The organism is Chryseobacterium subflavum (assembly GCF_055762745.1).
Map to the genome: position 1 here is coordinate 1208293 of NZ_JBVTMR010000001.1, position 26434 is coordinate 1234726.

Annotated in this window: 23 protein-coding genes; 10 read left to right on the forward strand and 13 right to left on the reverse strand. The window is 36.0% G+C overall.

Annotation, left to right across the window (positions count from 1 at the left end; all coding sequences use genetic code 11):
* Positions 1-48: 48 nt before the first annotated feature.
* On the forward strand, positions 49-498 hold the full coding sequence (locus AC0INN_RS05145; RefSeq protein ID WP_273647867.1) for a DUF1569 domain-containing protein: 450 nt from the start codon (positions 49-51) through the stop codon (positions 496-498).
* Between the two features lie 70 nt (positions 499-568).
* Complete coding sequence (locus AC0INN_RS05150; RefSeq protein WP_273647868.1) at positions 569-1717, forward strand: hypothetical protein; 1149 nt, start codon at positions 569-571, stop codon at positions 1715-1717.
* 50 nt (positions 1718-1767) lie between these two features.
* On the opposite strand, the gene AC0INN_RS05155 is transcribed toward AC0INN_RS05150, so the two are convergent.
* Both AC0INN_RS05155 and AC0INN_RS05160 read right to left on the reverse strand, forming a co-directional pair.
* On the reverse strand, positions 1768-3207 hold the full coding sequence (locus AC0INN_RS05155) for a S41 family peptidase (protein WP_273647869.1): 1440 nt from the start codon (positions 3205-3207) through the stop codon (positions 1768-1770).
* A 51-nt stretch (positions 3208-3258) separates the two neighbouring features.
* The gene (locus AC0INN_RS05160; protein WP_273647870.1) at positions 3259-5115 is read right to left on the reverse strand and encodes a helix-turn-helix transcriptional regulator; all 1857 of its coding nucleotides are present in this window, start codon (positions 5113-5115) and stop codon (positions 3259-3261) included.
* Between the two features lie 233 nt (positions 5116-5348).
* Between AC0INN_RS05160 and AC0INN_RS05165 the strand changes: the two genes are divergently transcribed.
* The 5 genes from AC0INN_RS05165 to AC0INN_RS05185 are packed head-to-tail and all read left to right on the forward strand — an operon-like array spanning position 5349 to position 8408.
* A complete protein-coding gene (locus AC0INN_RS05165) occupies positions 5349-5672 on the forward strand; it encodes a magnetosome magnetite crystal formation protein family (protein WP_172283152.1) in 324 nt (107 codons plus the stop codon).
* A 19-nt stretch (positions 5673-5691) separates the two neighbouring features.
* Positions 5692-6165, forward strand: a complete 474-nt coding sequence (locus tag AC0INN_RS05170) for a hypothetical protein (RefSeq protein ID WP_273647871.1) — start codon at positions 5692-5694, stop codon at positions 6163-6165.
* Positions 6165-6662: a hypothetical protein gene (locus tag AC0INN_RS05175; RefSeq protein WP_273647872.1), complete on the forward strand. Its 498-nt coding sequence runs from the start codon at positions 6165-6167 to the stop codon at positions 6660-6662. The genes AC0INN_RS05170 and AC0INN_RS05175 overlap by 1 nt, the downstream gene beginning before the upstream one ends.
* 29 nt (positions 6663-6691) lie before the next feature.
* Complete coding sequence (locus AC0INN_RS05180) at positions 6692-7672, forward strand: hypothetical protein (protein WP_306612076.1); 981 nt, start codon at positions 6692-6694, stop codon at positions 7670-7672.
* 4 nt (positions 7673-7676) lie between these two features.
* Positions 7677-8408 carry a hypothetical protein gene (locus tag AC0INN_RS05185; RefSeq protein WP_172283145.1) on the forward strand — a complete coding sequence of 244 codons (732 nt, stop codon included), beginning with the start codon at positions 7677-7679 and terminating at the stop codon, positions 8406-8408.
* A gap of 362 nt (positions 8409-8770) precedes the next feature.
* Here AC0INN_RS05185 and AC0INN_RS05190 read toward each other — a convergent pair whose 3' ends face one another.
* The gene (locus AC0INN_RS05190) at positions 8771-9877 is read right to left on the reverse strand and encodes an epoxide hydrolase family protein (RefSeq protein WP_306612077.1); all 1107 of its coding nucleotides are present in this window, start codon (positions 9875-9877) and stop codon (positions 8771-8773) included.
* Positions 9878-10186: 309 nt separating this feature from the next.
* On the opposite strand from AC0INN_RS05190, the gene AC0INN_RS05195 reads away from it, so the two are divergent.
* A complete protein-coding gene (locus tag AC0INN_RS05195; RefSeq protein WP_306612079.1) occupies positions 10187-10825 on the forward strand; it encodes an NAD(P)-dependent oxidoreductase in 639 nt (212 codons plus the stop codon).
* A gap of 54 nt (positions 10826-10879) precedes the next feature.
* Here AC0INN_RS05195 and uvrA read toward each other — a convergent pair whose 3' ends face one another.
* Positions 10880-13672 carry an excinuclease ABC subunit UvrA gene (gene uvrA / locus AC0INN_RS05200; RefSeq protein WP_172283139.1) on the reverse strand — a complete coding sequence of 931 codons (2793 nt, stop codon included), beginning with the start codon at positions 13670-13672 and terminating at the stop codon, positions 10880-10882.
* A gap of 602 nt (positions 13673-14274) precedes the next feature.
* Here uvrA and AC0INN_RS05205 point away from each other — a divergent pair.
* Both AC0INN_RS05205 and AC0INN_RS05210 read left to right on the forward strand, forming a co-directional pair.
* A complete protein-coding gene (locus AC0INN_RS05205) occupies positions 14275-16083 on the forward strand; it encodes a TonB-dependent receptor plug domain-containing protein (protein ID WP_306612082.1) in 1809 nt (602 codons plus the stop codon).
* 53 nt (positions 16084-16136) lie between these two features.
* Positions 16137-16853 carry a DUF2490 domain-containing protein gene (locus AC0INN_RS05210; RefSeq protein WP_172283137.1) on the forward strand — a complete coding sequence of 239 codons (717 nt, stop codon included), beginning with the start codon at positions 16137-16139 and terminating at the stop codon, positions 16851-16853.
* Here AC0INN_RS05210 and AC0INN_RS05215 read toward each other — a convergent pair.
* The 9 genes from AC0INN_RS05215 to AC0INN_RS05255 all read right to left on the reverse strand — a co-directional run bounded on the left by AC0INN_RS05215 (position 16850) and on the right by AC0INN_RS05255 (position 26434).
* Positions 16850-17296, reverse strand: a complete 447-nt coding sequence (locus tag AC0INN_RS05215) for a phosphohydrolase (RefSeq protein WP_172283136.1) — start codon at positions 17294-17296, stop codon at positions 16850-16852. The genes AC0INN_RS05210 and AC0INN_RS05215 overlap by 4 nt on opposite strands.
* Before the next feature lie 78 nt (positions 17297-17374).
* Complete coding sequence (locus tag AC0INN_RS05220) at positions 17375-17710, reverse strand: YegP family protein (protein ID WP_273647878.1); 336 nt, start codon at positions 17708-17710, stop codon at positions 17375-17377.
* Positions 17711-17822: 112 nt separating this feature from the next.
* Positions 17823-19613, reverse strand: coding sequence for an acyl-CoA dehydrogenase family protein (locus AC0INN_RS05225; RefSeq protein ID WP_306612085.1), 1791 nt, complete (start codon positions 19611-19613; stop codon positions 17823-17825).
* A 108-nt stretch (positions 19614-19721) separates the two neighbouring features.
* Positions 19722-20900 carry a thiolase family protein gene (locus AC0INN_RS05230; protein WP_172283130.1) on the reverse strand — a complete coding sequence of 393 codons (1179 nt, stop codon included), beginning with the start codon at positions 20898-20900 and terminating at the stop codon, positions 19722-19724.
* A 49-nt stretch (positions 20901-20949) separates the two neighbouring features.
* On the reverse strand, positions 20950-21303 hold the full coding sequence (locus AC0INN_RS05235; RefSeq protein ID WP_306612088.1) for a four helix bundle protein: 354 nt from the start codon (positions 21301-21303) through the stop codon (positions 20950-20952).
* 39 nt (positions 21304-21342) lie between these two features.
* Positions 21343-23748 (reverse strand): 3-hydroxyacyl-CoA dehydrogenase/enoyl-CoA hydratase family protein, encoded by a 2406-nt coding sequence (locus tag AC0INN_RS05240; RefSeq protein WP_172283126.1) that lies wholly within the window; start codon positions 23746-23748, stop codon positions 21343-21345.
* Between the two features lie 62 nt (positions 23749-23810).
* Positions 23811-24260 (reverse strand): MarR family winged helix-turn-helix transcriptional regulator, encoded by a 450-nt coding sequence (locus AC0INN_RS05245; protein WP_172283496.1) that lies wholly within the window; start codon positions 24258-24260, stop codon positions 23811-23813.
* 164 nt (positions 24261-24424) lie between these two features.
* The gene (locus AC0INN_RS05250) at positions 24425-25348 is read right to left on the reverse strand and encodes an ABC transporter ATP-binding protein (RefSeq protein ID WP_306612091.1); all 924 of its coding nucleotides are present in this window, start codon (positions 25346-25348) and stop codon (positions 24425-24427) included.
* A gap of 114 nt (positions 25349-25462) precedes the next feature.
* The gene (locus AC0INN_RS05255) at positions 25463-26434 is read right to left on the reverse strand and encodes an iron ABC transporter permease (RefSeq protein WP_306612093.1); all 972 of its coding nucleotides are present in this window, start codon (positions 26432-26434) and stop codon (positions 25463-25465) included.

The following is a 26434-nucleotide window of genomic DNA, read 5'->3' on the forward strand; positions in this document are numbered from 1 at the left end:
GTTGCCCCTTTTAAAAAGAGGCTCTTTAATTTTACATAAAAATCAGTTATGAAAACAATATTTGAACATAAAGACAGGCAGGAGCTGATCGAAAGGATCAGTGCACTAACAGATAATAAGACTGCACAGTGGGGAAAAATGAATCTTTATCAGATGATCAGACACTGTACCGTTTGGAATGATTGGATTTTAGGAAGAAATAAACAAGAGTATAAACAGGAATTTTTGGGAAAACTATTTGGGAGAATGGCTTTAAAAAGATTATTGCGGGAAGGAGCTGTCATGGATAAAAATGTACCGGCAGGTGAATTTGCCATTAAAGAAAAAACAGGAGATACGGACTTATATAAAAAAATATGGTTGGAGCAGATTGCTGCTTATGAAAACTATTCAAATCCTGATTTTATCCATAATTTCTTTGGGAAAATGAAAACAGAGGATTTGGGCATGTTTGTTTATAAACACATGGATCATCATTTACGGCAGTTTAATGTATAATATTCATGATATAGGATACTAATCATTATTTCTTGCTATATTGGTCTTTCACTAATTGTTACCTAATATCATGAAATACCTATATTTAGTAGTATGCTCACTTTTAATTATTGCCTGTAAAGGACAGGGAAAAACAGATCTTTCAACATTGAGATTGAATGAGTCCATTGAAGATCTGATCGACTTTAAAAATAAAAATATGGTTGAAGTAAATACTGTTGAATATCCCTTTTGTTTATTTATTGAAATAGATAATTCAGAGAAGTTTACGTTTGACGGAATAGATTTAAAAGGACAAAAAGTATTTTTCCAGATTAATTCCGAGCGATTGAAAACAGACAGTATTACAAAATTTGGTGGAGGTCATTTTGATATGCAAGGTTTTAAAGATAAAAAAGAACTTGCTGCAATTCTGAAAAAACAAAAAGCAGATCCCACGATATATGGATTCAGGATAGAAATGAAAACTCCTGCCCTGAAGAAAGAAATCCTAAAAAAGCTCGAAAGCCGGTACGGAAAGGGAATTAAAAATCCTAATACGGATAATGGGCTATACTGGAATGTAAAAAAAGACAATCGATATATTTTCTATGCACCGGACTATGACAGGCTAATTATTCTGAATAATACAAATCTTTCAAAAACATGTTATTGGGATGCTATGAACGGTCTTATAGATTTTGGCGGATGTGACAATGAATCTTATACGAAGGAACTCACCAAGAACAGAACCGATTCTAAAGATATCAAAGATAAACCTGTTATCAAAATTGATAAAAGCTGGAATATAAACGGTCTTGCACTTGGTACTTCAACCGAAGCGGATTTTGTTAAATCTTCGCTCAACAAAAATTTTGAAAGAATAACCACCGTAGATTCAAAAGGAGACCTCAAAGAATTGATGCAGCAAAATACCTATAATAATTTTCATTTTTATTTCACGGCTGGAAAAAACGGTGAAAATGATCAGAAAAATAACATTTTGAAAGGTTATGCGATCAATGATTTTGAAGCGGTGGAGGTTTCATTTGGGAATCAGTTGAAAAAAGGAATGAAAGGAGAGGATGTATTAAAGATCATAGGTAAAAATGATGTTGTAGGAGATCCGGGATTAAAGTACTCCAATTATTTAGAGATTAAAAATCCTGCTTATAAAATCAATTTAATATTTGATGATAATAAATTGTTTTCAAGCATGTATGTGCTCAAAAAAGAATAGAAATTGTGCCAGAAAGAGATAAAGCTCCGGTAAATCCGGAGCTTTAATATTTATTCCATGATCCACTCGGTAGCTTTTTGTAGAACGGCATCAACATTTTTATCCTCTGAAGGAGTAATCATAATGTCCGGTTGTATGCCTTCCTTGTATTCCTTTCCTGTCCGGTCCATTTCGTAGGAAACCGCAAGGTAAAGTGTTCTTCCATCACTCAGTTCGTATCCCTGATTTGCACTGGTAAGTCCTGCAGAAGGCTGACCAAAGGTTTTAACATTCTTTTTTCCGATAAAGGAAATAGTGGTCGCCTCACCACTACTGGCTGTCATAGGTCCTATTAAGACTGCTATTTTAGGGTTCTGATCATGTAGCGTATAGGGTTTTGAAACAGAAACACTATACATACTGCCATCCTTGTATTTCCAGGCACTTTTGCTTTTTCCATCTTTTGTAAAATAACCCAAAGCTCCCTCTCCTGTTAAGGGGCCTAATCCCGTTATCATGGGATACATATTGCCTCCGGTATTGGATCTGAGATCCACAATCCAGCCTTTCAGGGTGTTTTCTGAATCAAGCTTTTTAATCATACCCTGTATTTTTTCAGCAAAAGCATTACCTACTTCTTTGTTAAGAGATGAAAATGCGGGGACCATAATATAACCGATCTTTTGGTCCAATAATTTATATGCAGGTTCAATAGGAGAACTTTTGGTACTCTTTTTTTCTTCAGCATATTGTTTGTTGTCCACGAAAGAATGATTATCTCCTGCAGCCCGCAACACTTTTATAATATGTTGAATAGCAGGAGCTGTAACTTCCTCTGTTACCATACCTCCTGAAAGTTTCTGAAGGTTATTATCAAGTGAACTCCAGTCTATTTTATCTTTAAAAATCGAATTTTTCTTTACGATGTTTTTAAATTGATTGATATACTTCAAAGCGGTCTTCGAAGCTTCCTTATCGGAAAATGGGATTTCCGTGACAGAAAAATCATCAAACCAAACTTTACCACTTCCTTTTAAAAAGCCACCCAATACAAAGTAGTCTGCCTGATCATTAAGTATAAATTCCAGGGTGTACTTTTTCCAATCTTCATTTTGGACTATTTTACGGTTTTGGGAAAAAGAATTTCCGAAATCAACCATAGTATTCTTTCCATCCCAAACCTGTGCCCACAGAGAAATATTACCCAGGATATTTGCTGATTTTATAAAAGCACCGATTTCAACTTTTCTTAATCCTTTTCCAGGAATCTTTACTTTTTGAGAGAAAGTTTGTAATTCATTAACATGATCCTGTTTACCGAAGATTTGTAATGAGCCGTTACCGGAGTGTTTAACCTCACCATCATATTTCATCTCATATGGGTCGAGGACTTTATGGCTCCAATCCGAAGGATAGTTGTTTTCTGTTTTTTCAAAGCCGGGATTTTGTAATTGGGCTGACGCAAAAATGCTACCGGCCAAAAGAAAAATACCAATGGAAATTTTTTTCATGGTTTAAATTTGATTTCTAAAAACAGGAATATTTAAAAAATATCCAACCCTCTAATTACCTAATTTCTGAAGGAAAAGATTAAGATCTTCCTCTTTGTCCAGTCCTAATTTTTGTTTGATCCTGTAGCGGCTCATTCTTACACTTTTAGGCTCGATATGCATCAATTGGGAAATCTGGCGGTTATCCATTTTAAGATAAAGGTAAGCACAAAGCTTCATATCAAGAAGGGTAAGCTTTTTATGGGCTTTTTCGTTGATGAGGTTAAAGAAATCGGGGTGAACTCTCTGGATCTGGAGTTTTGCATCTTCAAAATCATTATCAAGAACGAGCTCTTCTTTCATAATCTTCTGCATATTCAGAGAGCTGTCATCGGCAAGTTTATCTTTGATGCTATGCAACATGCGGTTTTTATGTTCCAGCTGAAGGACGTTGGCCATTGCTTCTTTTTGGAGTTGCTGCTGCTGGGCTTCCAGCAGTTGTTGTTCTGCCCTTAATCTTGCCTGTTCTTCCTTCTCCAGTTTTACCTGCATTTCAGATTCGTGTTTTTCGAATTCAAGTTGTTTCTCCCGTTCTAAGGAAAGACGCAGTTTGAAATGGTAGGAACGAAACATAAAAAGGAGTCCAAGTAATGAAGCGATAGCAATGCAAACATATAAATAGTTTTGAAGTTTACGGCTTTCCTCCCTTTCTTTGAGTATTTTCACTTCATTATTCTTTTTTTCTGTTTCAAATTGTATCTCAAGCTTCTGTGCATTAAGGGCTTGCTGCTGATTAAAATTCTTGTCGCTGTATTCGGTTACTTCCGCCTGAAAATCCAAAGCTTTTTCAAAATTGCCCTGATTTTTATAAAAGTTAGACAAAGCCTGGGTAATATTGATTAAAGTATAATAGTATGGGGCTTTATCGGCTTTCATCAGATGATAAGCTTCTAATAGATACTTTTCTTCTAAAAGAGTATTACCATCTCTTTTGGCATATTCACTTAATATCCCAAAGCTACTGGCTTTAACTTCTGAAGCATTAGGATTATCTTTTAATATATTCCCCGCTGTCTCAGCATAATAAATGGCTTTTTTTTCTGCATCTTTATCATTGGCTGGAAAATATTTTAAATATACATTGGCAATATTGTTACAAGTGATGGCATAGGTATATCTGGATACTCTTGTTGGATATTTCAGATAAAGATCTTCAGACTTTCTTAAATAAAAGAGAACACTGTCCAGTCCTTTTTTTTCTTTGGAAGAATTGTAATTATATTCGTGGGCAACGGATAAGGCTGCATACGCATTACTGAGAAGATTATAATTTTTTGTTTTTTTTGCATTTTCAACTGTTTTGTGCGCATAGTTATTGACTTGGGGTACATTATTCCATGTTGAATATGAAGCATAAAGCTGATAATAAAAACAGGCTGCAATATAAGGGTCCGGTGATTTTTCCAGCTCTTTTAACCCGAGCTGACAATATTTTATCCTTTTTTCGTGGTCATCCAAAGTTTTATACAAGAACACTTTTGCATAATATGCGGAAGCCATTGCCTGAGGATTTTTAGATTGTTGGGCAATCATTAAAGCCGAATCACTTATCTTTTTTAAAGAGGCTATTTGCTGATCATTGGCTTTTATAACTGTGAGAAGTGTATAAGCTTTTGTTGCTTCAAGGTAATTCTTATTCCTTAAGGCGATACGGGCACTCTGCCTTGCCTTATTTTCGGCAGCAGAATAGTTTCTGTTTATTCTGTAAGCTTCTGCAAGTTGATTTAATAAAAAGGGCTTTTCTTTTTCCTCAGTGGCCGGTTTATTAATTGCCGATTGAAGACTGTCGGTATACACACCCTGAGGAAAAACATGACAGCTTATTCCTAAACAGGTCCATAAAAATATTTTGTAGAATACAGATTTCATATACTTAAAATTAAGATAATTTGTTAGATTCCCGCATAAAAGTTTGTAAATATGGACGAATATATAGAATAGCAAGATGCTGGAAACCAGTGCTGTTTGATTCCTGTAGTCATATTGTAGACACCCTTATAAGAGAAGTAGATGTTTTGTAGCATCATAAAGTTTGGAAATACGCGCCATTCAAACGAATCTTTGTCTTAGCAATATTGCTGTATAATTAATCACAGATTTTTATGAACAACAAAACTTTATCTATCGTTTCCTATATTACTCCTATAGGCTGGATTATAGCCTATCTATCAGGAAAAGACAATGCAGACGCTCTACTTAAATATCATTTAAGACAGTCTTTAGGACTTATGATTATAAGTATCCTTTTCAATATTTTAATGAGAATACTGGTTTCTGTGACACCTGCATTATCTTTTTTAGGTATCGCAGGACTTCTTATTACCATATTCTGGATATTGGGAATCATTAATGCCGCAAACGGAGCAGAAAAGCCGGTTCCCGTATTCGGAAAAATGTTTGAAGATAAATTTAATTTCATTGGTTAACACAAGCAGGAAAATTAATATGGACGATTATAAATATTTCATCCGTGAAGGCAATCAGTTTCATCTTAAAACCAAAGTCTCAACTGCAGTTCTAAGAACAATATTATGTGTAGTAATAGCTGTTGTTTTGTATTACATAATCCCTCCGGAAAATAAGATAAGGCTTTGGTCAGCTGTTCTTTTCGTGTTCTTTGCATTGGTTAATTTGTTGAGGACAACAAAAAAATTGATCATCGATACACAGGCCAGAACCATCATTCATAAAAATAATATATTGAGTGGAGAAGCTGTTTACCGTTTTGAAGATTTTGAACAATTTTATGTACTCGTGGGAAAATATCTTTTTATCACCATGGACAGTACAGCTTTCTTAATATTTGATCAGAATGGCAGAGAGAAGAGAGTTCCGGTCGTTGTAGGGCTTTTTAGTTCAAGAACTCCACAAAATGCCATTAATGAAGTAAGCGAAATCATGAATATTGCAGAAAAATAATGGAATCGAATAAATATCAACTGGAAATAACCTCCACTGAATTAAGTATAAAACCTTATTTCGGATATTTACCAAAGATAAAGATATTCGCTTTTCTGGCTATTGTTATATTCTGTTTTGTTCCCTTTTTCACCCAGCTGAATGATAACGTCCGATATACGTTGTATGGCCTTGGTGGGATCATGTTATTGTATGCGGTATATGATTTTATCTTTTGGGCCGGTATAAAATTCCTGTTTGATAAAAAAACAAACAGTATTTACAAGATTTACCCATTGTCGGTAAGAAAAAGATTAATGGCTTTTGATGAAATGACAATTATCAATACTGCAGAATATGGTGACAGGGCTTATGCCATAGGTAAAAAGAAGAAACAGTTTCTAAGAAATTATCCTATTAGTGATACCTTTTCAGGAAGTAAAAGAAGTAATAGGAGAGAGGATGAATACGTAGAACAGATACTGAATCCTATTCTTGAGTTTGTAAATAATCCTTAAATCTAAAGTCACTCCAAATACATATCAATATGAAAAAAAAGATTGTTATATTCTGGATACTGTATATGTTGTTTTTTGCAATCCCATTTCCAATGATTTTGTATTACAACATCAAGGGGGATGACCCTACTGATCTCAGCCTTGTAAACCCATGGCTTGCTTTAGGTATTTTAGCCGTTTCTCTTATATTATGGATCATTATTCTTACCGGGTATTTTCGCAAATGGATCCTGTCTAATTTTACAGCAAAAAAGAATATTGAATATTTAAACAAAAATGGAGTCCCTCGCAAAGCCGAAATAATTGAAGCTGTAAAAATAAAGGAGGAGAGTAAATATAACTCTTATGACCTAAAACTATTATTTAAAAATTTAGTAGATACTGAAATTGTCCAGAAAACAACGGTAAACGATTCAAAACCTCAGCAGCATCGATTTGAAGCCGGGAAAAAGATTGATATTCTTATTGACAAAGAAGTAAAAAGAGAACCTTATTTTATTTTTGCAGGAACTGAAGCGAAGATCAGTATCCTGACTATTTCTCTTATTTGCTTAGGATGGCTTGCGCTTGTTGCAATTATTTCCTGGTATTATATCTACTCTTATCATACGGAAAGTATGGGAATGGGTTGGAGGTTTATGGTTTTCTGGCATCCTCTTATTCTTTGCCCTGCCATTCTTTTGCTGTATAGAGTAGGATTTCCTTTGATTATAAGAGTATTTGAAGGAAAAAAAAAGGGTGAAGCAGCGCTTATTAAATTGAAAGGGATAAAAACTACAGCCAGATTACTGAGCGCCAACCAGACAGGAACCTATATCAATGAACAGCCCATGGTTCTGTTTAAAGTAGAATATATAGATTTCCAAAATCATACAAGAAGGGCAGAGCTCAAAAAAATTGTAAATCTTCTTGACCTGAATATAGTAAAACAGGCAAACATAGATATTTTTTACCTCAAAGAAAATCCTGACCTTGTTGCATTTGCCTCTGATTTGGATCAAATTAGTTAACACCATGAAAAAATCAATCATTATAATAATTGCAGGCAGTACTCTTTTTACAGGTTGCGAACAGATTTCAAAGAGTGTTAAGGATACCCTTAAGCCTGTACCAAAAGATAGTATCTCTACCTATGTAAAAAAGGAAGAAACTTTTCCTGAAAGCCCATTTGATCCTGCAGTAGAACGGCAGATAGAAGAAGCGCAGCATATGGTCAATACTATTTTGGAAAAACATACTAAAACCCATGTTCAGACTCATCAGGAAGGTAAAAGCACAGACTTTCTAAGCAACGAAGAAAAATTAATCAAAGCTGAGGAAGCACTGAAAAAGCTGCCTCAGTACATGGGTAAAGAGATCTTTATCTACTCTTCCGTTTATTTTTATAACGACGGCAATATCAGGCTGATGCTTCAGCATCCTCAGAACCCGGAATACATAGACAATTACCGTTATGAAAATGGTAAATGGTCTGATCCCAGCCCGGAACAATTATCCGTTAAAGATAATATTAAAACCAGGTTGGTCCCCTTAAGAAAGCTTCCTTTCGTAAATATTGCCAAAGCGGCAGAAATCTATAATGAAAAAACAGCTCGCGTTGAAGGAGCAAAGCCTGTTACAAATATTTCCATTTCGGTCTGGAACAATATGATAAGATGGTATCCTTCAAGCATTAACGGAAGCAGGGAACGCTATTCAATTGAGCTAAACGAAAACGGAACATTAAAAAAATTTGAAAGAGAGTAGTAAGGAGGTATAATATAAAAGAATCCGCTCTTTAGGAGCGGATCCAGTAGATAAATACATCTCATTTTTTTAATTAGACAACAATAAAAAGCACAGCCGACAATGCTGTGCTTAAATTTTTATAAATTTAATTGCAATTTCAAATCTGAAAAAAGCAAAAAACGATTTCATTTCAGTTGTATTACATAGTAAATGTAGGAATAATTTTAATACAAAACATGAATTAAATGTTAAAATTCACAAGTTATCCACATTTTTTTGTGGATAAGTCTGTGATCCGGTCTTTCAGTGTATTTATTGAGTTAATCAATTTGAGGTTTTTATCCTTATCATGGTGTTTTGAGAACCAATTCTTAGCGCAGCTACAAAGAATAAAAGAATGATCTCAATTCATCTGAAAATACCTCGGGTATTTCCAATGCTGCAAAATGGCCGCCCTTATCCAGTTTTTTAAAAGAGACAACATTGACAAACCGTTCTGCCCATTCTCTGGGAAACTGTGCCTCACGGGGAAGCACTACAATTCCCGCAGGAACATCGTTTTTTTCCAATGGCTGAGATCCTCCCCATTGTGCTATAGCATCGGCTTTATACATTCTCATGGATGTACCGATGGTCTGGGTGACCCAATAGATCATAATATTAGTAAGCAACTCATCGCGTCCTCCAAAAGCTGTTTCAATTAATTCAGGAGGAGCACCGGCGTTTCCAAAACTAATGATCCATGCCGCTAACCCTACAGGAGAGTCATTGAGTGCATAAGCCAATGATTGTGGTTTTGTAGAGTGAACCATGGCGTAAGCACCTTCGGAATACCACCAGCGCTGTACAAACTGGGCAAATTGCTTTTCTTCCTCTGTCATTGTATTCGGATCTTCCTGTCCCATAGGATAACCGATATCCGTAAAATGAACTCCCTCCATAATATCCGGATATTTGGAAGCTAAAGCTTTGGTAACTCCCATTCCCACGTCTCCACCCGCAGCACAAAATTTATTATACCCTAATGTTTCCGTCATTAATTTGATCCATACATCTGCTACGGCTTCACTACTAATGGCAATCTTATCAGAAAAGCCAAACCCTGGAATGGAAGGAATAATAAGATCAAATGTTTGTTCACCCTCCGTAAGCAGAGGAATTATTTTGTGAAAACGATAAAAGGTATCCGGCCAGCCGTGGGTTAGCAATAAGGGGATGGAATTGCTTCCTTTTCCTTTTATATACTGGAAATGAATCTGAATCCCGTCAATGTCAGTTGTATATTGGGGATACTGATTCAACTGGTCTTGATGTTTTTTCCAGTCGTATCCATTGATCCAGTAGTCTGTAATTTCCTTCAGGTACTTTTCGCTTGTTCCGAAGTGCCAGTCAGAACCTTCAGCTTCTCCGGGCCATCGGGTGTTTTGAATTCGGTTTTTCAGATCTGTAAGAACAGTCTCTGAAATGTTTACGGTAAATGGTTTCATATGATTTGAATTTGGTTGTATGAGTTGCATTATGGTTCTTAACAAATATAATTCTTTAATTGTTTTGTAAAGTCGTATTAATTAGATATTTATAAATTTTTATACTGCTGTTTTAATTTAAATAAGTAAATTTATCCTATTAAAATCTCTTTATAAATATCATCAGTATTTACCGGTAAGATTCTATAACCGGGCTTTATAAGGGTTCAGGCTCCTGGACTCCTTGTCATTTTATATTTACATAAAAACAAAACCAATGGTGATATTATATTACCGGCGTGTACAGTTTATAACATTAAAGAGATTCTTATGAAAACAAATACAATAGCCGTGATCGGCGGTACCGGAAAATCCGGAAAATATCTTGTTCGTCAGCTTTTGGAAAAAGGCTATTCCATTAAACTTTTGCTCAGAAATCCCGAGAATTTTAAATCAAAAAATTCTCTGATAGAAATTATGAAAGGGGATGCCAGAAATTATCAGTCCGTTCATGCTTTACTTAAAGATTGCAGCTGTGTTATCAGTACTTTAGGGCAGCCGGTTGGTGAAGATCCTATATTCAGTGATGCCACGGGAAATATTCTAAAGGCGATGACCTTTCACGGTCTTAAAAGATATATTGTAACTACCGGATTGAATGTTAACACCCCTTTTGATAAAAAAAATATAAAGGTGAAACAGGCAACAGACTGGATGTATCAAAACTATCCGAAAACAACAAAAGACAAGCAGACAGAATATGAATTACTTACGACAACAGATCTGGACTGGACATTGGTAAGACTTCCTTTAATTATTCAGACCGATGAACATTTCAATGTGGAAACCAATTTGGAAGATTGTAAGGGTGAAAATATCAGCGCAGCAGACCTGGCGGAATTTCTGATTTCACAAATTGAAGATACAACATACATCAGGGAAAGCCCATTTTTGTATAATGTGCTTTAAAATCATTTAATAAGATTAAAAAAACAGAGAGTCAAATTTGACTCTCTGTTCATATTAATTTTCTAATTTTTCTTTGATATATTTGGCCGTATGCGACTTTTTATTGTCTGCCAGTTCTTCAGGTGTCCCGGCAAAAACTACTTCACCACCATATTTTCCGGCTTCAGGACCAATATCAATAATATAATCTGCAGATTTGATGATGTCCGGTTGATGTTCTATAACAATTACAGAATGCCCGAGATCAATCAGTGCCTGAAGAGATTTCAGTAATTTTTGGATATCATGGAAATGGAGTCCGGTTGAGGGTTCATCAAAGATAAATAACGTCTTATCCGTTGTTACTCCTTTTACCAGGAAAGAAGCAAGTTTTACACGCTGTGCTTCACCTCCCGAAAGGGTAGAAGAGCTTTGCCCAAGCTGCAAATAGCCTAAACCAACCTCCTGCAAAGGTCTTAATTTCGTAACAATTTTGTCTTCATGATTTTCTTTAAAAAACTCAAGAGCTTCATCCACCGTCATATGGAGGATATCAGAAATATTCTTCTCATCAAACTTTACTTCCAGAATTTCATTTTTGAAACGGGTTCCTTTACAGGTTTCACATTCCAGCTCGATATCAGCCATAAACTGCATAGAGACATTGATGACCCCTTCTCCTTTGCACTCATCACATCTTCCACCATCTACGTTGAATGAGAAATGTTTCGGTTTATAGCCCATCATCTTAGACATCTTTTGTTTGGCAAAAAGATCTCTGATATCATCATAAGCTTTAAGATAAGTAACAGGGTTTGAACGTGAAGATTTCCCAATAGGATTCTGATCGATGAGTTCAATATTCTTGATCAGTTTTTTAGGAAATTCCACTGTATCGTAATCTCCTTTTTTTCCTCCCATTCCTAACTGTATCTGGATATCGTTTGTGAGAATTTCTTTCATTAGTGTAGATTTTCCACTTCCGGAAACTCCTGAAATAACAACCAGATTTTCCAAAGGAACATCTACATCAATATTTTTGAGGTTATTTTGTCTGGCTCCTTTAATATGGATCCATTCCTTAGCCTTCCTTCTTTTCTCAGGAACTTTAATTTCCAGTCTGCCTGTTAAATATTGAGAAGTAAGGGTATCAGCATTTTTTAATTCTTTGTAATCCCCGGCAAAAACAAGTTCACCGCCCAGGTAACCGGCTTCAGGACCAATATCGATAATATAGTCTGCAGCTCTCATTACATCTTCATCGTGTTCAACAACGATAACGGTATTTCCCAAATCCCGCAGATTTTTTAAAACTCCGATTAAATTTTCAGTATCCCTGGAGTGTAACCCGATTGAAGGTTCATCCAGAATATAGATGGAACCTACTAATGAACTTCCCAAACTGGTAGCCAGGTTGATCCTTTGGCTTTCTCCTCCAGAAAGCGTGTTGGATGTTCTGTTAAGGGTAAGATATCCTAATCCCACCTTTAATAGGAATTCCAGACGGGTAGTGATCTCATAGAGAAGCCTTTTAGCTACTTCCTGATCATGTTCCGAAAGCTGTAACGAATTGATTAAAGGGAAGAGCTCGTCAAGCGGTAATTCAATCGTAGACTGGATATTATGCCCGTCAACTTTTACCCAGCTTGTTTCTTCACGAAGCCTTAAACCTTCACAGGTTGGACAAAGTGTTTTACCCCGATAACGGGAAAGCATGACACGGTATTGGATCTTGTATAAATTTTCTTCAAGCATTTTGAAGAAATTATTGATCGATGGAAAACTACTGCTACCATCTCCTTTCCATAAATAATTTTTTTGCTCCTTCGTAAGCTGATGATAAGGCTTATGGATAGGAAAGTCCCCCGCTTTTTTGATGAATGCTTTTTTCCATTCACTCATCGTTTCTCCTCTCCATGCCACAACAGCATCTTCATAAACGGAAAGGGTCTTGTTAGGAATTACAAGGTCTTCATCGATTCCTATTACTTTTCCATAACCTTCACAGGTAGGGCAGGCACCATAAGGATTATTAAAACTAAAAAAATGGACATTGGGTTCCAGGAATTCTATCCCGTCCATCTCAAATTTATTGGAAAACTCTCTAACTTTTCCTGTTTCAATATTTTTAAGCGAGCAATACCCTCTACCTTCGTAGAAAGCCATCTGAATAGAGTCTGCCAATCTTTGAAGAAAACTCTCATCTTCTTCATAAGCAAAACGGTCGATCACCAGATTAATGATCATTCCTTTTTCAGGAGTAAATCCAAAGCTTTCCAGATCTTCAATTCCTGCAACGTTATCATTAATCTCCAATCTCGTAAAACCGGCTAGCTTGAGGACATTTAAGTTCTCTGCAAAATTATCAATATCATATTCCAGTGGAGCCGTTAAAAGAAAAGAAGAATCCTTCTTTGAAGATTTAATAAAATCCACGACATCTGTTACCGAATCTTTTTTTACCTCCTGTCCTGAAACCGGGGAAAATGTTTTCCCGATTCTGGCAAATAAAAGTTTAAGGTAATCATAAATTTCTGTGGAAGTTCCGACTGTTGAACGGGGGTTGGAAGAAATAACTTTTTGCTGGATAGCAATTGAAGGAGCGAGTCCTTTAATATCATCCACTTTTGGTTTTTCCAGTTTCCCTAAAAACTGTCGTGCATACGAACTTAAGCTTTCAACATATCTCCTTTGTCCCTCCGCATAAATTGTGTCAAAAGCGAGTGATGATTTTCCGCTTCCGGACACTCCTGTGATAACGATCAATTTATTTTTCGGGATTAATACATCGATGTGCTTCAGGTTGTTAAGATGTGCATTTTTAACAAATACCTGCTTTTTTATATCTATTTCTGTAATTGATGCCATAGTAAAATTAAGACCAACAAAAATACGAATTTTTAACGGATTTTCTTCGTCTAATTATCGCTTTTACTATTCAAAAAATCTATTAAACAGACTGTTAATATTTACAAAATAAAAACATTGACCCGGTCATTGCTTTGGTACTTTTTTGATAAAAAAACACTTATGTAAATACTTTAAACAGACCAATTGATTATTTCAATAATAAAATATTATTACTGCGGTGTATTAAACAATAAGTTATAAAATGATAGCAATGAATCTGTTCATCAGCATTAATTATTAAACAAAGAAGGAAAGATGCAATATATTATTTAGCATGTTAAAGAAATTTTATGAATTTTTATGTTTTTTTAAGTTGCAGTATTGCTTCGTATTTTAAATTTATTTAACATTGCAGCGTATAAATGTATATAATAATGGTAAAGTTATTCAGAGACCTTGTTACACATTTAATGAGAAAAAGGTAATTACTTCCCCACACAAGATGCAGTCCACTGCATCTTTTTTTATTTATATCAATTAAAGTTTATGATAATAATCATTTGTAAGTGTTGTTCAAGTCGTCTAATTTTGGAAATCTTAAAAAAATCTTAAATTAAGGAATGAAAAAGCTGGGAGCCGTTTTTTTTCTGGGAGCTATTGTAATGGGACAAGCACAGGAAAAAGCATCAGATATTGAAACGATAGAAGTTCAGGGAAAATTTATAGCTACTCCCTATAAGAGTGCCAATCAGAATATTACCATAATTTCAAGAGAAGAGATCGCAAATGCTGCGGCCAAAAGTATTGATGAAATTCTTCAGATGGTTCCTGGAATGGATATCAGAAGAAGAGGGGCCAATGGTGTACAGAGTGATGTAGGATTTCGTGGAAGCTCATTTGAACAAGTCCTTATACTATTAAACGGGATTCGGATGAATGATTCACAAACGGGGCACAATTCTTTAAATATTCCGGTGGATCTGGAAGATGTTGAGCGCATAGAAATTATTAAAGGTCCCGCAGCACGTAGATTTGGCCAAAATGCCTATGCGGGTGTCATCAATATCATCACCAAAACAATTTTAGGTAAAAAGGTAAAAATAAGTGCGGAAGGCGGAGATTATGAGACCTATGGTTTCGGGTTGAATGCCCAATTGGGAAATGAAAGGTTTTCCAACTCCCTGCAAGCTAATTCATCCACTTCCCAAGGGTATATGCATAATACGGATTATGAAATACGGAATGTGTTTTACCAGAGCAAATTAGGGATTAGAAATGGAGATATAAGACTTCAGGCAGGTTTTTCAGAAAAGAAATTCGGAGCCAATGGATTTTATTCATCACCGAAGGCTACAGAGCAGTATGAGGAGATGCAGGCTTCCATTATCAGTTTAGCCCACCAGCAAACTTTTGGGAAACTGAAACTTAATTCTAATATATATTGGAGAAGGGGACAGGATATGTATTTATATAACAGGCAAAATCCTGCTCTGTACAGGAACATGCATATCGGAAATAATGTTGGAGGAGAAGTTAATTCAAGTTATACATGGGGACTGGGAACGACAGGGGTTGGTGTCGAACTGAGAAAAGAGTTTCTGGTGAGTAATAACCTTGGAGACAGAAACCGTTTTGTCACCCAGGTACTCTTTGAACATCACTTTTCATTGCTGGACAAAAAACTAAATATCAGTCCCGGAATTTCCTGGGCTAATTACTCCAAGGAAGGAAATTTCTTCTATCCAGGGCTGGATGTAGGTTATAATTTTGATTCAAACAACAAGGTCTATGCGAATGTGGCAAGAGTGCACAGGGTGCCAACATTTACAGATCTGTATTATATAAGTAAAACAGAGCAGGGAAACCCTGGTCTTTTGCCTGAGAATGCTGTTTCATCAGAAGTGGGATATCAATATCAGAATAAAATATTACTGGCAAAAATCAGTGGTTTTATGCGCAGTTCAAAGAATTCTATCGATTGGGTAAAGAAATCCTTGGAGGACCCTGTATGGTATGCTCAAAATGTAGGAGAAATTGATACGAAAGGAGTTGAGATAGAATTTAATCACAGATTATTCCCTTGGATAAAATATTCTTTGGGGTATACGTACCTGGATACCGAATTTAAACAGTCTAATGATTTTGTTTCAAGATATGTTCTCGATAATCTGAAACATCAGTTGGTTGCCAAACTTGAGACAAGTTTCCTGCAACATTTCACTAATGAATTAGTATACCGTTATAATGACAGAGTGAATCTTGGCAGCTATAATTTATTGGACGAAAAAATTAGTTTCGTTAAAAAGGATTTCTCAGTCTATGTTCTGATTAATAATGTTACGAATACGAAATATACCGAAACCTTTGGTGTTCAGATGCCTAACAGATGGTTTCATATAGGATTTACCTACAATATTAATATTAAGTAAAGTTAATATTAACGAGTGGTTAATTAATTTTATTTTTGCAAAAATTTTTTCAGATGAAACTTTTCTTAGGTTTAAGTTTGCTATGTAGCATGGCATTTATAAAGGCACAAGAGCATATTTCAAGCTTTAATGCTGTAACCCTCACCTATAAATTTCATCCAAAATTTTTCCTGTATGCAGAAGGTCAGCTTCGAGGAAATGAAGATTATACTTACCCCGATTATTACGAAATAAAAGGAGGGCTGGGATATAATCTCACAAAAAACCACAAGCCGTTTATAGGCCTTGGAAGATATGTGAACTATAAATCCCAGAGCTTAAGCAGGGAGGAATTCAGGGTATGGCTCCAGGACGTTATCGACGTTAAGAAAGGGATTGTAAAATTTGAGAATCGTCTCCGCGCGGAGAAGAGCTGGTTTTACGAACCTAAAACAGATAAAACATCTCAAAGGATGCGTTATCGTTACCGTTTGAATGTAAGCGTACCTCTTAATGCGAAAACAATCGAAAAAGGAACTGTTTTTGCCAATGCTTATGACGAAGTATTTTTTGTAAGTCCTATGAAACCTACATTTGCCCGAAACAGGGTTTACGGTGGATTCGGTTATCAGATTGACGAATATTTCGGTGTTTTATGTGGTTACCTCTGGCAAAGAGAATTCGATGCAACCGGGAACAAAAACCTTCATTTTATTTACTTAGCCCTGAACATTAATATCGATGGCACCGATCACCATACAAAAACTTATGAATTCCCGGGAGCGGATTAATATTTTTCGATCAGATAATGATATGCCTTAAGGTATTTATTAAATCTTTTAATGTCTTTAGGAGTAAGTTCCCTGTTTACTCTTCGTAAATCCATATTATCCCGCAGATCGTTTAATTTGACAGCTACAGCAAGGGGAGATCTTTCAGTTCGTTTTATGAAATCGTCATAATCCTCTTCAGGATCGAACTTGGTAAGGCAACTAATGGCAAACAGGATATATTCCGGAAAGCCCTCATTTCGTAAAAAATCAAGACTAAACTCAGAAGGGTGATCTTCTACGACATCATGCAATACCCCTACGATTTTTTCATCCATTGTTTTTCCGTACTCCATAACACGCATTACATGGGCAATATAGGGTGCATGGTATTTATCGGTCTGCCCTTTATGCGCTTTATCAGCAATCTTTATGGCTCTGTGTAAAAGTTCTTCTTTAGTCATTTTTTTGAAAAGATTCTGTGCAAAAATAGAAAATGCCTTAAATAAATAAGACATTTCTTTTAATTATTTTAAAATATTTTATCCCTGTGTTTCGTCTTCAACAGATGCAATGGGAGCGTTGTTTTTTACTGATTCTATGCCGTTCTCCATACCATTTTCAGATTCATACATCTGGCTGGTTCCAATAATCTGGCCATTCCCTGCTTTTAGATTAAAATAAGACTTTTCATTAGAAGAAGTTTTTCTTTCAAATTTAGAGTCGTCTCTAGAATTGATTCTCACGGATTCTATGCCGTTTTCACATCCCGATTTGGAGCTGTATCCCTGGCTTGTTAAGATTACCTGGCCGTTTCCTGCTTTCAGGTTGAATTGATAATCCCCGTTTGTTCTTGTAGAAATAATAAATTTTCCCATAATTTATTTGTTTTATGATTATGTTTCGGTTATTTAAAAGTAACAAAAATTTATAAAACAAAAAAGCACTTCAAAGTGAAGTGCTTTAACATCAAATTTATTTTAGAAAAGACTAATAATGTCCTTTTTCAATATAGTGTGCTGCAACTTTTTCAGTAAGAGCAACTATATTAGGATGATTAGTATATTTTGTAAATCTTCTTAATCCGGAAAGCATCATTCTTTGCTCATCTCCCTCAGCAAAAGAAACAATTCCTTCTTTAGCAGCAACGATGATTTTCTCAACTGCTTTGTAAAGGTTAAGCTGAGCCATAGCTGCTTCTACAGAATCAGGGGTAAAGTGCTTTTCAGCTCTTAAGATTGCAGATTCTGCCATGTAGATCTGATTAAGGATTTCTGAAGCATTTAGCAATAAGTGTTGCTGTTTTTCAATATCCATCATATATTTTTGAAGAGCAGCTCCGGAAACCATTAGGAATACTTTTTTAAGGTTTGCTATAATCGCTTTCTCCTCACTCATAAAGGCAGAATAATCCGGCACCTCAAATGAAGGGATACCCATTAATTCTTTACTGATTGCCATAGCAGGAGATAACAGGTCTAATTCACCCTTCATCGCTCTCTTGATCAGCATTCCTACAGCAAGTAATCTGTTGATCTCATTGGTGCCTTCATAGATTCTTGAAATTCTTGAATCTCTCCAAGCTGCCTCCATAGGAGTTTCCTCCGAGAATCCCATACCTCCGTATACCTGAATTCCTTCGTCAGCTGTATGTTGCGCCAGGTCAGATACGAAAACTTTAAGAATTGAACACTCTACAGCAAATTCTTCAACACCCTTTAATTCTGCAGCCTGATGATCTAATCCTCCCGCTACCAGTTCATCAATCTTATCCTGAATATCTTTAGCCGCTCTGTACGAACCTGCCTCACTTACAAATATTCCTGTTGCCATTTCAGCAAGCTTCTTTCTGATCGCTCCGAAAGTTGAAATAGAAACACCAAACTGTTTTCTTTCATTAGCATACTGGATAGAGTGGTTGGTAATTCTTCTCTGAGCATCAAGACAAGCTGCAGCTAATTTGATACGACCAACGTTCAATGCGTTCAAAGCAATTTTAAATCCGTTGTTTCTTTCTCCCAAAAGGTTTTCAACAGGAATTTTCATATCGTTAAAGAAAACCTGACGGGTAGAGGATGCACGGATCCCTAATTTATGTTCCTCTTCTCCGAAAGTTAAACTTTCAGGATTTTCAAGTTCAGAACGGTTGATTACAAAGCCTGTAATATTTTTATCATCATCGATCTTTGCAAACAGAGTGAAAGTATCGGCAAATCCAGCATTGGAAATCCACATCTTTTGTCCGTTGATGATATAATGTTTACCATCTTCAGATAATTTAGCTCTTGTTTTTCCTGAGTTGGCATCAGAACCTGCATCCGGCTCTGTTAAACAATAGGCTCCAAACTTAGTTCCTGTAGCCAGATCCGGAAGGTATTTTTTCTTTTGCTCTTCTGTACCGTAAAGAACAATTGGTAATGTTCCGATTCCGGTGTGAGCTCCGTATGCCGTAGCTAATGAACCGGTAACTCCCGAAATATAATCGCAGGCAAGCATGGTCGTTACAAAGCCCATTCCCAGTCCTCCATATTCTTCAGGAACGGCAATTCCAAGCATACCCATTTCACCAAGCTTACGCATTGTTTCTTCTGTGAATGCATAATCTTTCTTTTCGAAACGTTCCTTTTGCGGAACTACTTCTCTGTCAATAAATTCTTTCGCAGAATCACGAAGCATTTTTTGTTCCTCATTAAGTTCTTCAATAGAGAAGATCTCAGTAGCAGGAATTTCTTTAATTAAAAACTCACCGCCTTTTCGTGTTTTATTAAGTGTATCACTCATTGTTTTTTATTTTTTTAGATTAATTATTTGTATTAAAGTATTCATGTAATATGTATTTATGAAGTTTCCTTCATCATGAATACTTTTTACGTCAATACATCATACATTTTATAGAAGTTCAAAAATACTTGCTGCTCCCTGTCCTGTTCCTACGCACATTGAAACCATACCGTATTTATTTCCGCGTTTTCTCATTTCATCCAGAAGCTGTACAGTAAGCTTTGTTCCGGTACATCCAAGAGGGTGCCCCAGAGCGATTGCTCCTCCGTTTACATTAAGGATATCAGGGTTTAGACCTAATTCTTTTTTGATGGCAACTGACTGGGAAGCGAAAGCTTCATTTAATTCAATTAATTCGATGTCTTTTAATTCAAGACCTGCTTGTTTTAGTGCTTTTGGAATAGCATAGATAGGTCCCATTCCCATGATTCTAGGCTCCAGTCCTGCAGCAGCATAGGCAACAAGCCTTGCTTCCGGCTGTAAACCTAACTCTTTTACCATTTCCTCACTCATAACCATTACGAAAGCAGCTCCGTCACTCATCTGAGAAGAGTTTCCGGCTGTTACGCTTCCTCCGTTGGCGAATACAGGTCTTAGTTTGGCCAAACCTTCTAAAGAAGTATCTTTTCTTGGTCCTTCATCAACAGAAAAATCAAACTTTTTGGTTTGCATCTTTTGATTTTCATCCAAGAAATTATATTCTACAGGAAGGGGAACAATCTGATTGGCAAACTTACCTTCAGCATTAGCCTTTAAAGCTTTCATATGAGATTCAAAAGCAAACTGATCCTGTTCTTCTCTTGTGATCTTATATTGTTTTGCTACTTCTTCCGCAGTATAACCCATTCCCCAATAATAGTCAGGGTTTGTTTTGGCAATATCAGTTTCCGGAACCGGCTTGTATCCTCCCATAGGAATATAAGACATTGATTCAGTACCACCGGCAATAATACAATCCGCCATTCCGGCCTGAATTTTAGCTGAAGCAATAGCAATTGCCTCACTTCCTGATGCACAATATCTGTTTACAGTTACACCTGGAACTTTATCCGTATTCAATCCCATCAAAGAGATGAGACGGGCTACGTTTAAGCCCTGCTCAGCTTCAGGCATTGCATTTCCTACGATAAGGTCATCAATCCTGTTTTTATCCAATTGCGGAAGCTCAGCCATTAATTTTTCAATTACTGTAGCCGCCATTACATCCGGACGTGTAAATCGAAGGGAACCCTTAGGCGCTTTACCCACCGCTGTCCTGTATCCTTTTACTATATATGCTTGTTTCATTTTTTTGTATTTAAGTATTAATGTAAAATGTATTAATGATCTAAAATGTTTAAGTATTAAATTTTTGCTTCAATTTGGCCAGCATATTTTGAATATGTTTAGTTTCTGAATAAATAATATCAAAATCATCATTTTTGAAAAACCCCAAATCATTAGCGATTAATATTTGTGTTTCGAATTCAAAGGATGATCCTAAGGCAATATTCAGGAAATGTGAAAACCGAGCATCTGTATCACGACCCGCACCTTCAGCAATATTTGAAGAAATTGAATAAAGACTTCTTCTTGATTGAGAGGTAAGTCCGAATATTTCATTTTTTGGAAAATCAAGCGTGGCCAGGTAAAAAATTTTACAAAGTTTCATTGATTTTGTCCAAACTTCTAGGTCTCTGAAATTGTGCATCGTTAATACATTAATACTTTTTACATTTTACAGAAAATTCTAATTCCTAAGTGGTTTTCCATTCTGCAACATGTACTGTATTCTTTCCAGGGTTTTTCTTTCTCCGCAAAGTTGAAGGAAAGTTTCTCTTTCAAGATTCAACAGGTATTGTTCGGTTACAACAGTTGGTTCGGAAAGATTTCCACCTACCATTACATTGGCCAGTTTATCTGCGATCTTCTTGTCGTGTTCAGAAATAAAGTTTCCGGTTAACATCTGGTCTGTTCCTACATAGAACATTCCCAATGCATCTTTTCCTAAAACTTTTACGCTTTGTTCAATAGGTTGTGTGTATCCTTGCTCTGCTAATAATTTTGCAATCTTTTTAGCCTCTGCAATTTGTCTGTTTTTACTTACGGAAACAATATCTTTTCCTTTTTCAAGGATTCCCATATCATAGGCTTCGTAGGCTGAAGTTGCTACTTTACCCATGGCAATGTTCATGAAAGCTTCGCGTAGTCTGTTGTTTTTCACATCATCGGTGTGGAATTCTCTTGAAGTTCTTAAAGTTAATTCTTTAGTACCACCACCACCAGGAATTACACCAACTCCGGTTTCTACCAGGCCGATATAAGTTTCCGCAGCAGCAACTACACGGTCAGCGTGCATGGTCATTTCGCAGCCGCCACCAAGAGTCATTCCATGAGGAGCCACTACGACAGGAATTGAAGAATAACGAACTCTCATCATTGATTTCTGGAAATAGGCTATAGCCATATTCAGATCATCCCAGTCCTGTTCAATAGCCATCATAAGGATCATAGCTAAATTGGCACCTACCGAGAAGTTGGTCCCCTGGTTACCGATTACAAGACCATCGTATTCTTTTTCAGCTAAGTCGATCGCACGGTTAAGTCCGTCAAGAACTTCTCCGCCAAGAGAGTTCATCTTGGAGCGGATCTCAAAATTGATAATTCCGTCTCCCAGATCTTCAATAGCTGAACCTGAATTGCTCCAAAGTGTTTTATTCTTTCTGATATTATCTAAAATAATGAAGGCATCCTGACCCGGGATATTGTTGTAATTTCCTGAGTTTTTGTCATAATAGATACTTTGACCTTCATCATTAACTTTATAGAATGTTTGTCCTTTTTCCGCCAATTCTTTAGCCCAATCAGAAACCTCATAGCCTGCATCTTTCGCAAGTTCAATACCTTTTTGAATACCTACGGCATCCCAGATCTCAAACGGACCGTTTTCCCATCCGAAACCAGCTCTCATGGCATCATCAATTTTATAGATGTCATCAGAAATTTCCGGAACTTTATGAGATACGTAAGCGAATAACGCACCCAAAGATTTTCTGTATAATTCTCCTGCTTTATCTTTTCCGCCGATTAAAACTTTGAATCTGTCGATAGGTTTATCAATGGTTTTAGTAAGCTCAAGGGTAGGGAAAGATGATTTTCCCTGAAGTTCATATTCTAAGGTATCCAGATTTAATCCGTGAATTTCAGATTTTCCATCCGCATTCTTCACTTTCTTGTAAAATCCTTGCTGTGTTTTAGAGCCTAACCATTTATTATCCATCATTTTCTGGATATAATTGGGAAGCGCAAACACATCATTAAAGTCATTGGCTTCTGAACCACTTTGGCGTACACCGTTAGCTACCATAACCAGAGTATCCAAACCTACCACATCCGCTGTTCTGAAGGTTGCTGATTTTGGACGGCCGATCACCGGTCCTGTTAATTTATCTACATCGGAAACGGTAAGACCTAACTTCTGTACATTATGTAAAAGATCCATCATAGAAAATACCCCGATTCTATTGGCAATGAATGCCGGTGTATCTTTTGCCAAAACGGTAGTTTTACCCAAGAACTTAGCTCCGTAGTTCATATAGAAATCAACAATCTCAGGATCCGTATCATTGGTTGGGATAATCTCCAAAAGAGGAAGATAACGTACCGGGTTGAAGAAGTGGGTTCCTGCGAAATACTTCTTGAAGTCATCGCTTCTTCCTTCCGTTAATAAGTGGATAGGAATTCCCGATGTATTGGAAGAAATTAAAGTTCCTGGTTTCCTGAATTGTTCAATCTTTTCATAGACAGATTTTTTGATGTCCAGTCTTTCAACGACCACTTCAATAATCCAGTCTGTATTTTTTATTTTCTGTAAATCATCATCAAAATTTCCTACTTTGATTCTATCTGCAAATTTTGGAGAATAGAGTAGTGCAGGACTCGCTTTTTTAAGTTTTTCAAAGTTCTCTGCAGCAATTCTGTTTCTTACTGCTTTATCATCTTTGGTCAAACCTTTTTTTTGTTCTGCTTCAGTCAATTCAAAGGGAACAATATCCAAAAGCAAAACTTCCACACCAATATTGGCGAAGTGAGCTGCGATACCGCTTCCCATGATTCCTGAACCAAGAACCGTAACGTGTTTGATTCTTCTTTTCATCTGTAAACTATTTATTATTTATTTTTATTGGGTCAGACGTAACCTTTCGGTTGTATTTTAATTTATTTTCTGTTATTCAGATCGTTGGCAATTTTCATGATTTCATTCATTACTTCCTTAAAAATTTCCATTTTTTCCGGAGCAATTTTATCCATGACCCTTTTGTTGAAACTTAAGACCACTTCTTTTGAAAGATTTCTTGAGTTTAGCCCTTTGTCTGTAAGTTTTATGATAACCTCTCTTTTGTCGGTAGTGGTTTTCTCCTTATAGATATAGCCATTATCTTCCAGAAGTTTTATAATTCTTGTAAGAGAAGTAGGCTCAATGGCCATCTTGGGTCCCAAATTTGTGCTTCTTGTCCCTTCTTTGGGATCTATTTTAAGAAGCGTGAGCGCCTGAACGGCTGTAGAATCGTGCTCCTGGGCAAGTTCTGTGAACATTTTGGATACAGCAAGCCAGGTTTGTTTTAGAACCAGATCTACATTTTCTATTTTTTCTTTGTTGTTATCCATCATTTTTGGTAATAGGTTTTTATCAAATTTAGTAAATATTATGCATGCATAGTATTTATTAACGTTAAAATTTGTTAACAATCTGATAGTAAATCGATTAAATTGTATGATTAGCATAATACTATGCATGCATAGTATGTGAAATAAATAATAAAAAGTACGTATTAATGAATGTTTCTGATGGAATCAATGATTTCTTCGAATGATTCACATTGATGTTTTGTGTTATGATAATAAATTACCCAAAACTTGTTTTGAAACTCAAATTTAAAAGATGAGAGGTCTTTTTGAAAGTTTTTTTGAAGCAGTGAATACAGCATCTCCTTATAAATCGGAGGGGCAGAAATTTCCGGTGCGACAAAACTTTCGTTAACCTGAAATAAAGAAACGTTGGTCAGTTCATCATGTTGGAGGAGGATATCTTCAACAATCCCTGAATACAAATGATTGTCTTTTACGTACCATATCTTATCAGCAAATTCTTTTGCCAGCCGCCAGTCATGGGAAGAAAAAAGGATAAGTTTGTTTTGTTCCTTTGCCAGCCTGCGTAATGTTTTAAGGATGATAATCTTATTTTTTTCATCAAGATGAGTGGTAGGCTCATCCAGAATAATAATAGGGGAGTTTTGTGTTAAAGCACGTCCAATAAATGCTTTCTGAAGATTTCCATCAGAGAGATTTTTCAGGAGTATATCCTTATACTGATTCAAATTCAGTTCACTGATGATATGTGAAACTTCATCTCTGTCCTCTTTTTTTAACTCAAAATAATATGGATAATAAATGTATTTTCCTAACGAAATAAGATCTTCCACCGTATAGTTTTGTGGAATAACCGACTTAGAAAAAACAATGGCAATATTCTCTGCAATTTCTTTAACAGACAGTTTCTTTATATTCTTACCATTTATTAAAATTTCTCCCTGTAATAGTGGTATCTGATGTAAAATCGATTTAATCAGAGTGGTTTTTCCTACACCATTGTTTCCAATCAACAAGCATACGTCTCCTAAATTCAAATGGGTATTAGTATTTGAAATCAGGGTCGTATTATAACCAATATGGGCTTGTTTGATTTGTAGATGCATTTTTTGTTTTTGGTATTTGTAAAGAAGCAATGAAATTTATCTATATCCAGTTTTCTTGCGTCTTAAAAATATACAGTATTTATCTTAATTTTTGTGTCTTTCGCAATTAACGAATTAAACTTTATTCTGCTTCAAAAGCATCACAAGGATAACGGGGATTCCAAAAATAGAACTTATCACATTCAACGGAATCTGACTTTTCTCTGCAATAATTGAAAACAGTAACATCATCAGCATTCCCAGCATCATATTCAAGATCCACTGCTGCCATAGTTTTGCAGGATTGTAAATAAGTCTGCAAAAATGAGGAACAATAATGCCTATAAACAAAATAGGCCCCAAAAATGCCGTTATAGATGCTGATAGGAGCGAAGCGGCTATGATGATGAACAGCTTTAAATGATGCAAGTTTACTCCAAGGCTCTGTGCATAGGAGCTTCCCAAGGAATTTCCAATTAATGGTTTAATGGTTTTAAAAGACATATATAAGCCGACAATGACCAAAACAGATAATACAAGGATCTGGTTTCTGGTGACCATATTATTTGCGCCGAAAGACCATAGGATATAATTTTTCAGACTTTGATTTTCTGCATACAACTGAAGTAAAGAAACAATTGCTCCGGCCAGTGCGGAAACTAAAAACCCGAAGATAATAAGATAAGATTTGTCCTGGAATTTCTTAGAAATGGATAAAAGTACGATCATCAGGAAAAAACTGCCGATAATCGCTGATAAGCTCAGGAAACTGTTCTGGAGATAATCCGGAAGCAGAATATCATGTGAAAAGAAAATATAAAATGAAACAGATAAACTAGCTACGGAGGTAATACCTAATATATCCGGCCCTGCTAATGGATTCTGGAAGTATTCCTGCATCAGAAACCCTGATGTGGGAATGGAAATTCCGGCTAAAAGCATTACCAAAACCCTGTTGATACGAATGTCTGCAATCTGGCCGTTGGCTGAGCTATAAAAAAAATCCTTTAGGTTTAAACTTAAAAATCCTGTATTCAGATTAATAACCGCAGCTAGAATAATAGCGATTATAAATAAAAAACACAGGATTTTGAATTTTTTTGACAT

Coding starts and splice junctions, on each gene's coding strand:
- AC0INN_RS05145 (WP_273647867.1), top strand. CDS start 49: ATGAAAACAATATTTGAACATAAAGACAGGCAGGAGCTGATCGAAAGG.
- AC0INN_RS05150 (WP_273647868.1), top strand. CDS start 569: ATGAAATACCTATATTTAGTAGTATGCTCACTTTTAATTATTGCCTGT.
- AC0INN_RS05155 (WP_273647869.1), bottom strand. CDS start 3,207: ATGAAAAAAATTTCCATTGGTATTTTTCTTTTGGCCGGTAGCATTTTT.
- AC0INN_RS05160 (WP_273647870.1), bottom strand. CDS start 5,115: ATGAAATCTGTATTCTACAAAATATTTTTATGGACCTGTTTAGGAATA.
- AC0INN_RS05165 (WP_172283152.1), top strand. CDS start 5,349: ATGAACAACAAAACTTTATCTATCGTTTCCTATATTACTCCTATAGGC.
- AC0INN_RS05170 (WP_273647871.1), top strand. CDS start 5,692: ATGGACGATTATAAATATTTCATCCGTGAAGGCAATCAGTTTCATCTT.
- AC0INN_RS05175 (WP_273647872.1), top strand. CDS start 6,165: ATGGAATCGAATAAATATCAACTGGAAATAACCTCCACTGAATTAAGT.
- AC0INN_RS05180 (WP_306612076.1), top strand. CDS start 6,692: ATGAAAAAAAAGATTGTTATATTCTGGATACTGTATATGTTGTTTTTT.
- AC0INN_RS05185 (WP_172283145.1), top strand. CDS start 7,677: ATGAAAAAATCAATCATTATAATAATTGCAGGCAGTACTCTTTTTACA.
- AC0INN_RS05190 (WP_306612077.1), bottom strand. CDS start 9,877: ATGAAACCATTTACCGTAAACATTTCAGAGACTGTTCTTACAGATCTG.
- AC0INN_RS05195 (WP_306612079.1), top strand. CDS start 10,187: ATGAAAACAAATACAATAGCCGTGATCGGCGGTACCGGAAAATCCGGA.
- uvrA (WP_172283139.1), bottom strand. CDS start 13,672: ATGGCATCAATTACAGAAATAGATATAAAAAAGCAGGTATTTGTTAAA.
- AC0INN_RS05205 (WP_306612082.1), top strand. CDS start 14,275: ATGAAAAAGCTGGGAGCCGTTTTTTTTCTGGGAGCTATTGTAATGGGA.
- AC0INN_RS05210 (WP_172283137.1), top strand. CDS start 16,137: ATGAAACTTTTCTTAGGTTTAAGTTTGCTATGTAGCATGGCATTTATA.
- AC0INN_RS05215 (WP_172283136.1), bottom strand. CDS start 17,296: ATGACTAAAGAAGAACTTTTACACAGAGCCATAAAGATTGCTGATAAA.
- AC0INN_RS05220 (WP_273647878.1), bottom strand. CDS start 17,710: ATGGGAAAATTTATTATTTCTACAAGAACAAACGGGGATTATCAATTC.
- AC0INN_RS05225 (WP_306612085.1), bottom strand. CDS start 19,613: ATGAGTGATACACTTAATAAAACACGAAAAGGCGGTGAGTTTTTAATT.
- AC0INN_RS05230 (WP_172283130.1), bottom strand. CDS start 20,900: ATGAAACAAGCATATATAGTAAAAGGATACAGGACAGCGGTGGGTAAA.
- AC0INN_RS05235 (WP_306612088.1), bottom strand. CDS start 21,303: ATGCACAATTTCAGAGACCTAGAAGTTTGGACAAAATCAATGAAACTT.
- AC0INN_RS05240 (WP_172283126.1), bottom strand. CDS start 23,748: ATGAAAAGAAGAATCAAACACGTTACGGTTCTTGGTTCAGGAATCATG.
- AC0INN_RS05245 (WP_172283496.1), bottom strand. CDS start 24,260: ATGGATAACAACAAAGAAAAAATAGAAAATGTAGATCTGGTTCTAAAA.
- AC0INN_RS05250 (WP_306612091.1), bottom strand. CDS start 25,348: ATGCATCTACAAATCAAACAAGCCCATATTGGTTATAATACGACCCTG.
- AC0INN_RS05255 (WP_306612093.1), bottom strand. CDS start 26,434: ATGTCAAAAAAATTCAAAATCCTGTGTTTTTTATTTATAATCGCTATT.